Annotated in this window: 15 protein-coding genes; 2 read left to right on the top strand and 13 right to left on the bottom strand. The window is 41.4% G+C overall.

Annotation, left to right across the window (positions count from 1 at the left end; translation table 11 throughout):
- Positions 1 to 7: 7 nt before the first annotated feature.
- The 8 genes from CEF17_RS18605 to CEF17_RS18570 all read right to left on the bottom strand — a co-directional run bounded on the left by CEF17_RS18605 (position 8) and on the right by CEF17_RS18570 (position 6,582).
- Entirely contained in the window at positions 8 to 775 is a 768-nt protein-coding gene (locus CEF17_RS18605) for an enoyl-CoA hydratase/isomerase family protein (RefSeq protein ID WP_100401022.1), read from the bottom strand.
- A 13-nt stretch (positions 776 to 788) separates the two neighbouring features.
- The gene (locus tag CEF17_RS18600) at positions 789 to 1,769 is read right to left on the bottom strand and encodes an NAD(P)H-dependent flavin oxidoreductase (protein ID WP_100401021.1); all 981 of its coding nucleotides are present in this window, start codon (positions 1,767 to 1,769) and stop codon (positions 789 to 791) included.
- Between the two features lie 12 nt (positions 1,770 to 1,781).
- On the bottom strand, positions 1,782 to 2,558 hold the full coding sequence (locus CEF17_RS18595) for an enoyl-CoA hydratase-related protein (protein ID WP_100401020.1): 777 nt from the start codon (positions 2,556 to 2,558) through the stop codon (positions 1,782 to 1,784).
- 36 nt (positions 2,559 to 2,594) lie between these two features.
- Positions 2,595 to 3,473: a PaaX family transcriptional regulator gene (locus tag CEF17_RS18590; RefSeq protein WP_100401019.1), complete on the bottom strand. Its 879-nt coding sequence runs from the start codon at positions 3,471 to 3,473 to the stop codon at positions 2,595 to 2,597.
- A 58-nt stretch (positions 3,474 to 3,531) separates the two neighbouring features.
- Entirely contained in the window at positions 3,532 to 3,984 is a 453-nt protein-coding gene (locus CEF17_RS18585) for an acyl-CoA thioesterase (RefSeq protein ID WP_100401018.1), read from the bottom strand.
- Positions 3,985 to 3,997: 13 nt separating this feature from the next.
- Positions 3,998 to 4,756, bottom strand: coding sequence for a CoA-transferase subunit beta (locus CEF17_RS18580; protein WP_100401017.1), 759 nt, complete (start codon positions 4,754 to 4,756; stop codon positions 3,998 to 4,000).
- 11 nt (positions 4,757 to 4,767) lie between these two features.
- On the bottom strand, positions 4,768 to 5,682 hold the full coding sequence (locus tag CEF17_RS18575) for a CoA transferase subunit A (protein ID WP_100401016.1): 915 nt from the start codon (positions 5,680 to 5,682) through the stop codon (positions 4,768 to 4,770).
- 99 nt (positions 5,683 to 5,781) lie between these two features.
- Positions 5,782 to 6,582 carry an enoyl-CoA hydratase/isomerase family protein gene (locus tag CEF17_RS18570; protein ID WP_100401015.1) on the bottom strand — a complete coding sequence of 267 codons (801 nt, stop codon included), beginning with the start codon at positions 6,580 to 6,582 and terminating at the stop codon, positions 5,782 to 5,784.
- A gap of 346 nt (positions 6,583 to 6,928) precedes the next feature.
- On the opposite strand from CEF17_RS18570, the gene CEF17_RS18565 reads away from it, so the two are divergent.
- Positions 6,929 to 7,924: an NAD(P)/FAD-dependent oxidoreductase gene (locus tag CEF17_RS18565; RefSeq protein WP_100401014.1), complete on the top strand. Its 996-nt coding sequence runs from the start codon at positions 6,929 to 6,931 to the stop codon at positions 7,922 to 7,924.
- Positions 7,925 to 7,959: 35 nt separating this feature from the next.
- Positions 7,960 to 8,205 carry a ferredoxin gene (locus tag CEF17_RS18560; RefSeq protein WP_100401013.1) on the top strand — a complete coding sequence of 82 codons (246 nt, stop codon included), beginning with the start codon at positions 7,960 to 7,962 and terminating at the stop codon, positions 8,203 to 8,205.
- Between the two features lie 184 nt (positions 8,206 to 8,389).
- On the opposite strand, the gene CEF17_RS18555 is transcribed toward CEF17_RS18560, so the two are convergent.
- From CEF17_RS18555 to CEF17_RS18535, 5 genes are read right to left on the bottom strand one after another with little or no spacing between them, the layout of a single operon-like run.
- The gene (locus CEF17_RS18555) at positions 8,390 to 9,082 is read right to left on the bottom strand and encodes an ABC transporter ATP-binding protein (RefSeq protein ID WP_100401012.1); all 693 of its coding nucleotides are present in this window, start codon (positions 9,080 to 9,082) and stop codon (positions 8,390 to 8,392) included.
- Positions 9,082 to 9,849, bottom strand: coding sequence for an ABC transporter ATP-binding protein (locus CEF17_RS18550; protein ID WP_100401011.1), 768 nt, complete (start codon positions 9,847 to 9,849; stop codon positions 9,082 to 9,084). Before CEF17_RS18550 ends, CEF17_RS18555 begins: the two co-directional genes overlap by 1 nt.
- A gap of 12 nt (positions 9,850 to 9,861) precedes the next feature.
- Positions 9,862 to 10,842, bottom strand: coding sequence for a branched-chain amino acid ABC transporter permease (locus CEF17_RS18545; RefSeq protein WP_100401010.1), 981 nt, complete (start codon positions 10,840 to 10,842; stop codon positions 9,862 to 9,864).
- Positions 10,839 to 11,711, bottom strand: coding sequence for a branched-chain amino acid ABC transporter permease (locus tag CEF17_RS18540; protein WP_100401009.1), 873 nt, complete (start codon positions 11,709 to 11,711; stop codon positions 10,839 to 10,841). Before CEF17_RS18540 ends, CEF17_RS18545 begins: the two co-directional genes overlap by 4 nt.
- 20 nt (positions 11,712 to 11,731) lie before the next feature.
- Positions 11,732 to 12,952 carry an ABC transporter substrate-binding protein gene (locus tag CEF17_RS18535; protein ID WP_100401008.1) on the bottom strand — a complete coding sequence of 407 codons (1,221 nt, stop codon included), beginning with the start codon at positions 12,950 to 12,952 and terminating at the stop codon, positions 11,732 to 11,734.
- Between the last annotated feature and the right edge of the window lie 305 nt (positions 12,953 to 13,257).

Here is a 13,257-nt window from a genome sequence, read left to right as displayed (position 1 = left end):
CACCCTCCTATGCGTGCGACCAGACAGGCTCCCTTTTTTCCATAAAAGAAGAAAGTCCCTCTTTCGCATCGTTTGTCTTCATAAGTTCTTGCAAGTAAATTTGCTCTACCTCACTGATGGCACCTGTAATAGAAACAGCCATAGAGGTGCGGACTGCTTTTTTCGTTAATTTTAGCGCTTCCCGACTTTTGGCTTTCATCGATTCTAAGAGTTCATGGACATATGATTCTACTTCTTCCTCACTGACTACAGTGTTGATTAACCCGTACTCTTTGGCTTCTTCCGCTTTTAATGTACGCCCGGTAAGCAAGAGCTCCATGGTCAAATTGTAGCCCATAAGCCACGGAAAGTATGCGGCAGAAACCGGTGGGAATAATCCCAAGTTAATCTCAGGCTGACCAAATTTTGATGACCTTGAAGCTACAGTAATATCACAAAAAGAAGCCACTTCACAGCCTCCTCCTATCGCTGCTCCCTCGACCACACCTATGGTTGGAATCGGTACCTTAGACAGCTGATGAAACAATTTATGAAATGCGTGGATCATCGGCTCTGCCAATTCCCCTACGTGATCCTCTATGGCTACTCCTGCAGAAAAAGCTTTTCCCTCTGCTCGGATGACTAAAGCGTTCAGGTCGTTACGGCTTATTACGATTTCAAGAGCCTCTGATATCTCTTTCATCATTTGAATATTCAAAATATTTACAGGCTCACGTGCCAATGTAATTGAAGCAATGTGGTCTTCTATGCTTACTTTAATCGTTTGAAAAGCCACCTAGATTTCCCCCTTATTTGTTTGTTATCGCTTTCATTTTTTCTTCCATTTGCTCAAAAGCTTCTACTGTTTTTTGAACCATTTCATCTATCACATTTTTGGTAGTATCTACGTTAGAAATTAATGCTGTGCCCTGGCCAGCATGCACCCACCCCTCTGACAATATTCCATCGATTGCTGCCATTCGGTTGCGCTGCCCGTTGATATACGGATAAAGCTCCTGGAATGAGCTTTGATCTTCTTCTACCTGCTTGATTTTCTCCACAAACTCACTCTTAATAACTCTATTAATTCCACCAATACTTCTTTCTACTACCGTTGTTGATTCCTCATTTGATAGAACTAGCTCCTGTTTGTAGGAGTCGTGGGCGCGTGACTCGATAGTAGCAATAAACCGCGTGCCGATTTGAACCCCTTCGGCACCTAGGGCAAGGGCCCCTAGTATCCCTTTACCAGAAGAGATCCCGCCGGCAGCTACTACAGGAATCGAAAGTTTGTCTTCAATGGCTGGTATTAAAGAAAAAAGTGTTAATTCAAGAGGGCTGTTTCTTCCTCCTGCTTCAAATCCTTCACAAATAACGATATCCGCTCCTGCTTCCTCTGCCTTTAGTGCATGCTGAACGGAACCTACTACTACTAATACACGAAACCCCATTTCCTTTAATACCGGAATGTGAGGACGTGGATCTCCTGAAGATAAGCTGACAGCTTTGATCTTATCTTTCTCCTGTTCTATCACTGAAAAGTAATCCTTTGTGTTAAAAAAATTACTTATAGGAATATTTACCCCTAGCGAGCCTTTAGTCAGACTCGTTGCTATGTTTATTTCTTCTTGAAATTTTTTCGGGGAAAATCCAGATACAGCAACTTGCCCTAATCCACCTGCATTCGTCACAGCTGCCGCCAGCTGTCCGTCGCCAATGTGTGCCATCCCACCCTCAATAATGGGGTATTGAATTCCTAAGAGTTGCGTGACTTTGTTGTTTGTGAACATACGCCCTCCCTTTTACCTTCCATTAAAGTTGGCCGTCCTTTTTTCCTTAAAGGCGTCTAAGGCTTCCAGACGGTCTTCGGTTGGAATGATAACTTCATAGGCTTTTGCCTCAATAGCAAGCCCGGTATGAATGTCCGTATTACTTCCGTGATTAATGGCATGCTTTGCTTGAATCACAGCCAAGGGACCATTTTTCATCATTTCATCTGCCAACTCTATGGCTTCCTCCAGAAGCTTATCTGGCTCTGTCACTTTATTTACAAGCCCTATTTTCTCCGCTTGTGCAGCCTCAATTCGTCTTGCGGTTAAAATCAATTCCTTTGCCTTCGAGATACCAACCAGACGAGTCAGCCGCTGTGTTCCTCCAGCACCTGGTATGATCGCCCAGCTGACTTCCGTTAAACCAAGCTTTGCGGTTTGGGAGGCATACCGAAAATCACAGGCCAAAGCCAGCTCTAATCCTCCACCCAAAGCATAACCATTGATAGCTGCAATCGTTGGCTGGGGTAATTCTTCAATCGCCGTAAAAACCTCTCTTATTTTTCTCACATTTCTGCGTACTTCTTTTTCGGTTAATGTTCGTCTTTCCTTTAAATCAGCTCCAGCACTGAAGGCTTTCTCTCCTGCCCCAGTAAAAATAACGGCTCTTACATCTCTATCCATGCTAATCGCTTCTACGATTTCTTCACACTCTTTTAATGTTTCATAGTCAAAACAATTTAACTGTTCTGGCCGATTTAATGTGACCACACCTAAATGACCTTCCTTTTGATACGCTACTTTACCCATATAAATCCCCCTGGTTTGTAATTAGACTAGGGTCTTTTATACATAGACCTTGTCAAACGGGTTAATGGCTTTATCCCTTTGTGGTTCTGCTGTACTATCGGGAGCATGTTCAAAAAGTGATTCAAAATATCGAATCGCAGGAATCGAAATGAGCTGATGTATATTCCAAAATAATTCTCTCGCCTCTGTCCCTTTCCATGTGCTAGGTAGAAGATCTGTCGGAAAACTAGGGTCCTGGAATAAAAACTTTCGATATTCATGGACAATCGTTGTTCGTTCTTTAAAACTTTCTTCATCCGTTAAAGTGTTTGTTAAGGCTTTTTCACGCAGAACCTCAAATTTCTTGGAATACTGCTCAATAAACCCTTCATAGGCTTTCGAAAGTTGCTCCCAATCCCAGGCTCTGTCTATGATATTTTGATCATCATGAGAGACCACACTAGAAGAACTGAACAGAGTCATATGCTCCTCTATTTGAAACCTTTCCATTAATTCAATAACCTGATCCTCAATTGGATTAGGACTAATCCAAGTGCTGTTGGAAATAGGACCAAACCCCGTCCATGTGAGCTCCTTACGTATTTCATTTCTGATTTCCCGCTTTGCTTCTGGAAAAGAATACGTTAAAATTCGCCATTGTCCATCCCAGGTTGAGCGGCGAATGCCGTACACTCTTTTGACCCCTTCATCGATTTGGCGCTTTCCTTGAGGAGTAAAAGAATAGTAACTTTTGTTACCAATTTTCCGGACCTCCATTAAATTCTTTTGCACCATTCGAAGGATTGCTCCACGAACAGAAGATTCGGATACACCAAACCGTTTCATCATTTGTATAAGGCTTCCTACCCAAATCTCTCCTCCATAATATTGAACATACTCTCCATACAAGGTAAACATTAATGCTCTTGGTTTCATCGTTACCACCATTTCATATCATATTTTATATATTCCAATTATAGAGGGAGATTTTATATTATGCATTAAAATGGGGTTTTAAAGTTTGAGAAGTGGTGGAAACCTCTTCTTCTAATATCTTGCGGACATCTTTGGGAATCGGTACTGCCTTAATTCCATCTTCCGTTTGCTTCTTTACCCATCCTCTTAGTTCATACCCATAGCCCGTACGCTCTTCCTTTCGAAACACTTCGTGAGACAATTTAATTGTTTTATTATTGATTTCTTCTGCTGTGGTAATGATTGTAATGATATCATCGTAATATAAAGGCTTTTCAAAGGTACATCGTGCATCAATCATAGGTAGAATAATGTCTCTTTCTTCCTCTAGTATGCTAGGAGACAGGCTGCAACTTCTGAAAAATTGGTGACCGGAAATGTCAAACCATTTAAAGTAATTTGGATAATAAACAATCCCCGCCATATCCGTATCTCCCCAGTTTATGAGAAAGTCTACTTTATTGCTTCTCAATGTGTATGCCTCCTCACTGTCCCGTCCAAAATCCTTTCGGGTCTATCGAACGAATCACCTCAAGCTCTTCTTTTAAAGGGGGAGGGGTTTCTTCTAACTTAGAAGAGACCTTTACATCCCATCCTGTGTTTTCTATTACCTTCTCTACGGTAACACCTGGATGCACAGTCGATAGTTCCAGCTCGTTGTTCTCCCCTGGTCTCAATACTCCTAAGGTTGAAATGAGTGCCCCAACTCCACCACGGGGAAGGCCTTGGGATTCCCTCCATTCTCCTCCATCACCTGCTCCAGGAGAGGTGATATAATCAACCTTTTCTTTGAATCTACGTTTTTCATGATTCATGATTATAGAAAGCCGATGAGACAAAGCAGCGATGTCAGCAGCTCCGCCACTTCCTGGAAGCTTCACTTTCGGACTCTGGTAGTCTCCAATATAAGACGTGTTAATGTTGCCAAACCGATCGACCTCTGCTCCTCCGATAAATCCACAGTCTACATTTCCTTGCTGCATCAGATACATGAGATGATTAGTAGACGTGCACCACTGGGCCCCTTCTATATTTGGAGTATCACCCATCGTGTACAGTAGGGTTTCAGAAGGAAAATCCCTCACAATCCCACACTCATAAAATCCAACAGCGTTAGGAGCATGGGTGCGTTTTGCTACAGCAAAAGCAAGCATAGGTAATCTCATACCAACAAAAACAACCTCTTCATCCTGAATTTCACGTGCTGCTGCAACCACCATTAGTTCACCTGTCGAATAATTCATTTCCATCCCCCCTACTCCGAAGCATAGTTTACCGGTGCGGCCAACCTCTTGCTTTTTATTTTTAATTGTTCAATGTTCTCATAACCGACTTTTTGTAAGTATTCTTGGTGTGAATTTACACCTGTTACATATTGTTCTAGCCATTGTAAGAAGCCTTCACGAGTTTTTGTCTGTTTGTGGTAGTCATGAAAAAATTCGTGATCACGCTGATAATATCCCTGCATGGGGGAAGGATGGGAAAAAGCTTTGCATTCAACAACAGAAGTTACTTTAAATCCCGGAACGAGTACACGGTTGGGATCACTTTCTATCTCAGCTGAATCCACAATTTCTTCCGCTAGTAAAATTACTTTTTTGCTTGCCATCGCAGCTTCCTGGGCAACACCTGTGTTGCCCCATAAATGGGCATTTCCATGTTTGTCGGCCCGCTGTACTCCTAAAACAGCTACATCCGGTGTTAAAGAAGGAACAAATACTAGTTTTTCTCCCTCATATTCCTCCACTTTTAAAGCATCGTTACTCTCTAAGAGCCCCGTCCCTAACAATGAACGAGTAGGAAGAAAAGGAACTCCCATTGAACCTGCAAGAAGTGAAAGACCAAGGGAAAAGTTACTATGATCGTCGACCTTAATAGAAACAGGAGTATCCTCTTCAATCGCGCGGCGATAATTATGTCCCAGACCGGCACTCACATTCCCTGCCCAGGCGCCAGTAATTTTATTTACTTTCCCTGCTCCGATTAACATATCAAACAGAATATCTGAAATCGGTGCGATGAGCGTTAATTCTCTTTTGTCCTGGCGAACTATCTCATGGGCTGCAGCAAAGGGAATCATGGGTTCTAAACATGCCCCCATTACTACGGAGTCTCCATCACTTATATGAAGATTGATGGCTTCATTTAATGTTTGAACTTTTTCCTTCAATGTTCTTGGCCCCCTTTTCTTATTTAGATCATTTCCTTTGCCATTTTGAAATGGCGATATCGGAAGACCGATACCGCCAAATGTGTATCTTATATTTCTTTATTTCCCGCTCCAGTTAGCTTCTCTTTTTTCTAAGAAAGAGCTGAGACCTTCTTGAGCGTCTTCTGAACGGAACAATAGATTCTGAAGCTCTCCTTCATAGCGAATCGCTACGTTAAGAGGCATTTCTTTTCCATTCATGATGGAAAGCTTGATGTTGGACGCTGCATAAGTAGCGTTGCCCGCCACTTTTTCAGCATACTCCAACGTTTTTGCCCGTGTTTCATCTTGAGGGAACACTTTGTCCACCAGGTTGATATCCAGGGCTTCCTGCGGAGTTAATGTGTCTCCTGTGATATTTAAATCCAACGCTTTGGAATGACCTACCTGGCGAAGAAGACGCTGGGTTCCGCCTGTTCCTGCCAGAACGCCAAGACTGATTTCCGGAAGGCCGATCTTTCCTGATTGATCTCCCATAAAGCGAAGGTCGCAAGCGAGAGCCATTTCCAGGCCTCCTCCTACGGTATGCCCTTCCAAGCAGGCAATCCAGATTTGAGGAGAACGGGCAATCTTATCAAGTGTTTCATTACAGAACAAGCAGAATTGGGTTTTAAAACGCGGTTCTGCGGACTTTAAGAAGCTAACATCCGCACCAGCGGAGAAGAACTTCGGCATGTCACTCATTAAAATAGCCACTTTAATGTCACTGTCAAAGCGAATCTCGTCAATTGCAGCATTTAGCTCTTTATAATACTCCAGGTCATACGAGTTGGATTTGTTGACATGAATATGAACCTCAGCAATTCCGTTATCTTTTTTTACAACCGTTAGATTTTGTTTTTCTGTTTGTGTAGTACTCATTCTTGATTCATCCTTTCCGTTTTTATTATTATTTTATTTTCTTCGTTGCTTAAACATAATGTAACAGAGACGATACCAATTTTACAACCACACAAATTAAGCGTTTACAAGAGATTATTTTCCGTTTTCATGGTTTTTTCTCTTGTTTTCTCTTTTTATTTAATTTTTTCACTTTTCTGACGACCAATAAAAAAACTTACTTATAAACGTCTTTATGCAAGGGAATAAGGAAAAATCCCCTGATAATATTCAGATAATTACCTTGACATCCTTTTAGGAAGAAATTATATTATTTATATAATACGATAGTTAAATAAACGTAATAAAATTGAAGGGGGACCATGTTATGGCCAAAGAAGAGATTCACGATATTACCATTATAGGTGGAGGTCCTGTCGGGTTATTTACAGCTTTCTACGCCGGAATGCGCCAAATGTCAGTCAAAATTCTTGAAAGTTTACCTCACCTCGGAGGACAGCTTTCTGCGCTATATCCGGAAAAATATATCTATGATATAGCTGGTTTCCCAAAAGTAAAAGCTCAAGATCTTATTGATCAGCTGACTGAACAAGCTAACTATTTTGATCCAACCGTTTGTTTAGGGGAAATGGTAGAAGAACTAACCGTTCAAGAAGACAAAACGATTAAGCTTGTAACCAACCAGGGAGAACACTATACAAAATCGGTGATTTTAACTGCTGGCAACGGAGCGTTCAGTCCGAGAAAAATCGATTTGGAAAACGCGGTACAATATGAGGGAAAGAATTTGCACTACTTCATTGATGATCTAAGCAAATTTAAAGGAAAAAATGTGTTAGTTTTTGGTGGAGGTGACTCGGCGGTGGACTGGGCACTAATGCTGGAACCACTAGCAAAAAAAGTAACACTCGTTCATCGGCGTGATAAATTCCGAGCACACGAATTTAGTGTAGAACAATTATTTAACAGCAATGTTGATATAAAGACGCCATATGTTCCTGACTGTTTTCATGGCGATAACGACTGCATTAAAGAAACTGTATTGCGCCATAGCAAGATGGAAGATAACAAAGAGTATGTGGAGGTTGATGATGTCATTGTTAATTTTGGCTTTTTGTCTTCCCTCGGACCCATGAAAGAATGGGGGTTAGAAATTGAAAAGAACTCTATTGTTGTAAACTCAAAAATGGAAACAAACATTCCAGGAGTGTATGCAGCAGGGGACATTTGCACCTACGACGGAAAAGTCAAATTAATAGCAACTGGTTTTGGTGAAGCTCCTACAGCCGTCAATAACGCAAAATCATTTATTGATCCTGAAGCCAAAGTTCAACCGCTTCATAGTACAAGTATATTTTCATAAAGGTAAAAACCTATTAAAAATGAGGAGGTAATCGTATGAGTAAATATACTATAGTTGACAAGGATACATGTATTGCATGTGGGGCATGTGGAGCAAGTGCTCCCGACTTATTTGATTATGATGATGAAGGACTGGCTGAAGCAATCTTAGATGCCAACAAAGGAATCACTGAAGTAAGTGACGAGTTAGAAGACGACCTATTAGATGCCGAAGAAGGCTGTCCTACAGAATCAATAAAAGTAGCGGATACTCCTTTTGCGTCTGCTGCTCATGCAAAATAAAAATACAAAACAAAGTTGTATCTTGCCCTGCCCCCCACGTGTTAACCTTCGGTTACACGTGGGGGGCCATTTATTTTGTCTCTGGTGATGCTCCACCAAAGAGTAAGCAACGGAAAAAGGTCTATGCCGTGTTTGTAGTCGGCACAGACCTATGGTTCTGCTTCAAAAGATCTCATGGGATATATTAAGAACTTAAGGCTAAATGCTTTTGCTTTACTTTATCATCAAACGTTTCTGACGGTCCCTCAAACACTACTGTCCCTTTATTAAGAATATACACGTAATCTGCTATCTCCTTGGCCATTGCCAGGTTTTGTTCTACTAAAAGCATGGTGAGCCCTTCTTTTTTCAAACGTTTAATAATGGAACTTACTTCACGGACCATTAACGGTGATAACCCTTCAGAAGGTTCATCAAGGAGCAGCAGATCAGGATTTGTCATCAGAGCTCTTCCAATAGAAAGCATTTGTTGTTCCCCACCGCTTAAGTTCCCACCCATAGAATACTGTCTTTCTGCAAGCCTTGGAAATAAATCATATATCTTTTCTAACGTCCATCCTTTATCTGAGTTTCTTTGGGTCGTCATAAGGTTTTCTTTTACCGTTAGATTTGGAAAAATCCTCCGTCCCTGAGGGACCAACCCTACCCCAGCTTTGGATATTTGAAAACTTTGAGCCGAAGAAATATCTTTGCCGTTGAGTGTGATCACACCTTTTCTGACAGGGACCAGTCCCATAATTGAATGAATCGTGGTGGTTTTCCCCATGCCGTTTCTTCCTAAAATAGCACATACTTTTCCTTCACTTACTTCCATCGTCAGGTCATGTAAAATATGACTTTCCCCATAAAAAGCGTGAAGACCTTCTACCTTAAGCATTAAACCACTCCTTCTTCACTACCAATGTAAATTTCGTTTACTTGTGGATCCTCTCTTACAACTTCTGGGGTATCGTCGATAAGAATATGACCATCAAACAACACAAGCATCCGATCCGACATTCCAAACACCACCTCTAAATCATGTTCAATAATCATAAGGGTGATATCTTGCGGTAATTCTTTTAATAAACTCACGATATAATCCGTTTCTGATTGTGACATGCCGGCAGTTGGCTCATCTAATAACAACATCGAAGGATCTGTAGCTACACCAAGTAAAATTTCTATTTGACGCTGTTCCCCATACGAAAGGTTCTTTACCACGATATTCCTTTGAGGGTACAACCCCCACGTTTTCAACAGATCTTCTGCTTCTTGATATAATGCCTTGTAAGAACTATTTTTCCTAATTTTATACCATATCTTTTCCATACCGTGTTTTCTTTGCAAGACAAGCAGCAAGTTTTCTAGTATGGAAAGGTCATTGAGAAGGTTATTTTTCTGAAAGGTACGAACAATACCTCTGCGGGCTCGCTTGAAATTCGGCTCCCGAGTAATATCTTTTCCTTGATAAAAAATCCCCCCCTCAGTGGGAGTTAAGTCCCCTGTCAGCAAATTAAAAAATGTTGTTTTTCCTGCCCCATTTGGACCGATGATTCCAATTCTTTCTCCTTTGTTCACATCAAAGGATATATCTTTGAGGATATTTAATCCCCCAAAACTTTTTTTAATGTTGTCAACCTGAAGTATTGGTTGTTTCTTCACTTCATCCCCTCCTTACTGTGCACTTCTACGATTCACTTTTTTCATCTCAGGCTGTAGATGAGGTTTGGAAAAACGACTGCTGATGCTTTGCCAAATTCCATAAATTCCAGATGGGAAAAAGATGACAAAGAAAATAAAAACCGAGCCAATAATCAGCATCCACATATCGGTGTACGATGCGACTATAGTTTCTAAAAGAACAATTAAAGCCGCCCCTAGTACCGGTCCGATCATAGTTCCTGCTCCTCCTACCAATACCATGATCAATACTGCACCAGACATGGTCCAGTACACATCACTTGGAGCAATGAACCCGTTAAAGTAGACATATAATGAGCCTGATAATCCTCCAACAGCTCCGGAAATCACAAATGCCGTGTACTTATAAATACTTGTGTTATATCCCATGGATTTCAAACGGGTTTCATTTTCCCTGATTCCAATAAGCACTTGGCCAAATGGGGATTTAACTAGCACTCGAAGTCCTGCGTAAATCAAAATAAACATCAGGGACACAAAGTAAAATAACCAAACGGCATTTGATAGTTCTATCCCAAACAAGTTCGGGGCCGGAATACCTGACAAGCCGTTAGAACCCCCAGTAAGTCCAGTGGTCTGATAGACAAAGGAATAAATCATTTGGGAAAAAGCAAGTGTAAGCATCAGGAAGTAAAACCCATTCACTTTGACACAGAATAACCCTATGATACCTGCGAGCACAATCGAGCATAAGACTGCTGTCAATAGTGTAAATAAAACGTTAGCAGACAAATGCTGAGCAAACAGACCGGCTCCGTAAGCTCCCATTCCAAAAAAAGCAGCATGCCCAAGGGAGACGAGGCCAGTATATCCTACTAAAAGGTTCAAGCTTAACGCAAAGATTCCCAAGATAAGAATTTCACTGAGCAGATTGATGTAAAACAATTGAAGAAAGAATGGGGCAGCCGCAAAAAATAATAGAACTGCTCCAAACTTAAAGTAAATATTGTTCATCCTGCTGCCACCTGCTTTCCTAATAAGCCGTTTGGTTTCCACACAAGAACAATAGCCATCAAGGCGAAGACTAAGAACATGCTTAGTTCAGGGAACAAAAATCGACCGAATGTTTCTAATATTCCGACTAAAAGGGCGGCAGAAAATGTTCCAGCAATTGATCCTAGGCCACCTATAACCAGGACCACCAAGGCTAATATTAATGTTTGGAATTCCATGCCAGGATATATCCCTAAAATCGGAGAAGCAACAACGCCTCCAAAACCAGCAAGAATCCCACCACTCACAAACACAATAGTGAATACTAAATTTATATTAATACCAAGCGCTCCGATCATTTCTCTATCGCTTAGTCCTGCTCGTATAATCGCTCCCCATTTGGTTTTATTTTGCACCCACCACAGCATGAAAGCGATAGCGATACCTACGCCGATAATAACGAGACGGTACAGGGGAAACGTTTGTCCAATAATTGAGACCGATCCTCCCAGCAAAGCTGGAACACTGATGGAAAGGACATTTGCTCCCCAAAAAAAGTGAGCGAGATCGTGAAACACATAGGCAAGACCAAAAGTTAAGAGAACTTGGGACAAGTGCCCAAGTTTGTACGTAGGTCTCAGCAGTGTCCTTTCTACAACAAGCGCAATGACTGCTACGATGAGAGGAGCCACTACTAGGGCTGTCCAGAAGCTTTGTGTAAACGTAACGGTTACCGAGTAAGCAACATAAGCGCCAATCATATAAAAAGAGCCATGGGATAAATTGAGCACTCCCAAAATACCGAATACAAGGGAAAGGCCACAGGTTAGAATAAATAGCAGCATCCCGTAAGAAATACCATTAATCAGTTGGGAACCAACGACTTCCATATCCATCACCTCCGTAAATTTTATTCTCCTGGATCCACAACCTCATCAATCTGATGAATCACTTCATTTTCTGTACGATCCTCTTCCAAGACTGTCTCTGTAATGTACATATTTTGGATCACATGATGGGTATCCTGGTCAAATGAAAATGGCCCTCTTGGACTTTCAAAGGTTACTTGTGACATGGCGTCTACTACCTCATCCGGGTCCGAAACATTTCCATCCAACGCTTCTATTGTTTCTACAATGATACGGCCGGCATCATACCCTTCTAAAGCTTCAATGGTCGGCCTACGGTCATATGCTTCTTCATAAGCTTTTACAAAACTACTGTTTTCTTCGCTTTCGAGGTTATAATCCCAGAAGGTCGATGCATAAATTCCCTCAGCTGCTGTTCCAATCGATTCCCTTAAATCTTCAGCGACAAGCCATCCTGAGCCAAGCAGTTCAAATTCATCTTTTAATCCATACTGCTCAAATTGCTGAACAAATCGAACGGCGTCACTTCCAGCAAAAAATGCGTACACTCCGTCAGCATCAGCACTCCCAATCGTTGATAAATAGGAAGCATAGTCGTTATTACCAAGAGGTGGATATACTTCTCCTACAACCTCACCACCAGCCTCCGTATAAGCTTCCACAAAAGCAGCCGATACTTCACGGCCGAATGCGTAATCAGCTGCGGCTACGTAGATACGATCACCAATATTTTCATAAGCCCACTCACCCATGGAGTTACCAATTTGCCAAGAAGAGAAGGAAGACCTCCAAATATAATCACTACGTTCACTCCTTGTTAAGTCGTCTCCACCTGCATGGGAAGCCAAATAAGGTAATTGGTTTGCGTCTACATCGTTTCTAATGGCATAAGCCACAGCGGTACTTACTGCCCCCGTAAGCATGTCTACATTGTCTTGCTCCATTAATTTTCTTGTTCTTCTAAGAGCCACTTGAGGGTCTGCTTCTGTATCCTCTTCAATTAATTCAATTTCTCTGCCGGCCACTTCCCAGCCTACACTTTCAAAATACAATTTCATCCCATCTGATAGGTCTTTTCCAAGGGCCGAGTACACGCCAGAAAAAGGCAGAATGCTTCCTATTCTTATCGAATCTTCTCCCTCATTATCAGTGTTTGATTCCTCTGCGTCCGATGAGCCGCTACTTTGCATTGCACTGTTCCCACAAGAAGACAAAATAATCAGAAAACTAATGGTAAATAGTAACCATGCTATCTTCTTCATTCAATTTTTCCCCCTTTGTTTTTCTTCCCTCTTCGCTTTACCGAAAACGCTTACATGAGTCTTTCCTCCTTTCCAATGGGTCTTACTAGTATAATAGCTTCCTCGTAAACAAAAAACAACACTTTTTTATCTTTCGTTAAAAAAACATTATACTATTTTCTTCATTTACCACTAAAAGACTATATTTTCTCCATATGTGCTTTATTTTCAATATCTTTTTTTTACTGACGTCATTTAACCATGCTTAAATGAGAAGGGAAACAGTCTTCCCTTCTCACCAACTTCTTTTTTGCACATGAGCTACT

This window comes from Bacillus sp. FJAT-44742 (assembly GCF_002797315.1).
Classification (GTDB): domain Bacteria; phylum Bacillota; class Bacilli; order Bacillales; family Marinococcaceae; genus Thalassorhabdus; species Thalassorhabdus alkalitolerans.
Note: the sequence above shows the minus strand (reverse complement) of the source record. Positions and strands in the feature narration are given on the sequence as shown.

Excerpts from the sequence above, each read along its gene's own strand:
- CEF17_RS18600 (WP_100401021.1), bottom strand. The coding sequence starts at position 1,769 with ATGTTCACAAACAACAAAGTCACGCAACTCTTAGGAATTCAATACCCC.
- CEF17_RS18595 (WP_100401020.1), bottom strand. The coding sequence starts at position 2,558 with ATGGGTAAAGTAGCGTATCAAAAGGAAGGTCATTTAGGTGTGGTCACA.
- CEF17_RS18590 (WP_100401019.1), bottom strand. The coding sequence starts at position 3,473 with ATGAAACCAAGAGCATTAATGTTTACCTTGTATGGAGAGTATGTTCAA.
- CEF17_RS18580 (WP_100401017.1), bottom strand. The coding sequence starts at position 4,756 with ATGAATTATTCGACAGGTGAACTAATGGTGGTTGCAGCAGCACGTGAA.
- CEF17_RS18570 (WP_100401015.1), bottom strand. The coding sequence starts at position 6,582 with ATGAGTACTACACAAACAGAAAAACAAAATCTAACGGTTGTAAAAAAA.
- CEF17_RS18565 (WP_100401014.1), top strand. The coding sequence starts at position 6,929 with ATGGCCAAAGAAGAGATTCACGATATTACCATTATAGGTGGAGGTCCT.
- CEF17_RS18560 (WP_100401013.1), top strand. The coding sequence starts at position 7,960 with ATGAGTAAATATACTATAGTTGACAAGGATACATGTATTGCATGTGGG.
- CEF17_RS18555 (WP_100401012.1), bottom strand. The coding sequence starts at position 9,082 with ATGCTTAAGGTAGAAGGTCTTCACGCTTTTTATGGGGAAAGTCATATT.
- CEF17_RS18545 (WP_100401010.1), bottom strand. The coding sequence starts at position 10,842 with ATGAACAATATTTACTTTAAGTTTGGAGCAGTTCTATTATTTTTTGCG.
- CEF17_RS18540 (WP_100401009.1), bottom strand. The coding sequence starts at position 11,711 with ATGGAAGTCGTTGGTTCCCAACTGATTAATGGTATTTCTTACGGGATG.
- CEF17_RS18535 (WP_100401008.1), bottom strand. The coding sequence starts at position 12,952 with ATGAAGAAGATAGCATGGTTACTATTTACCATTAGTTTTCTGATTATT.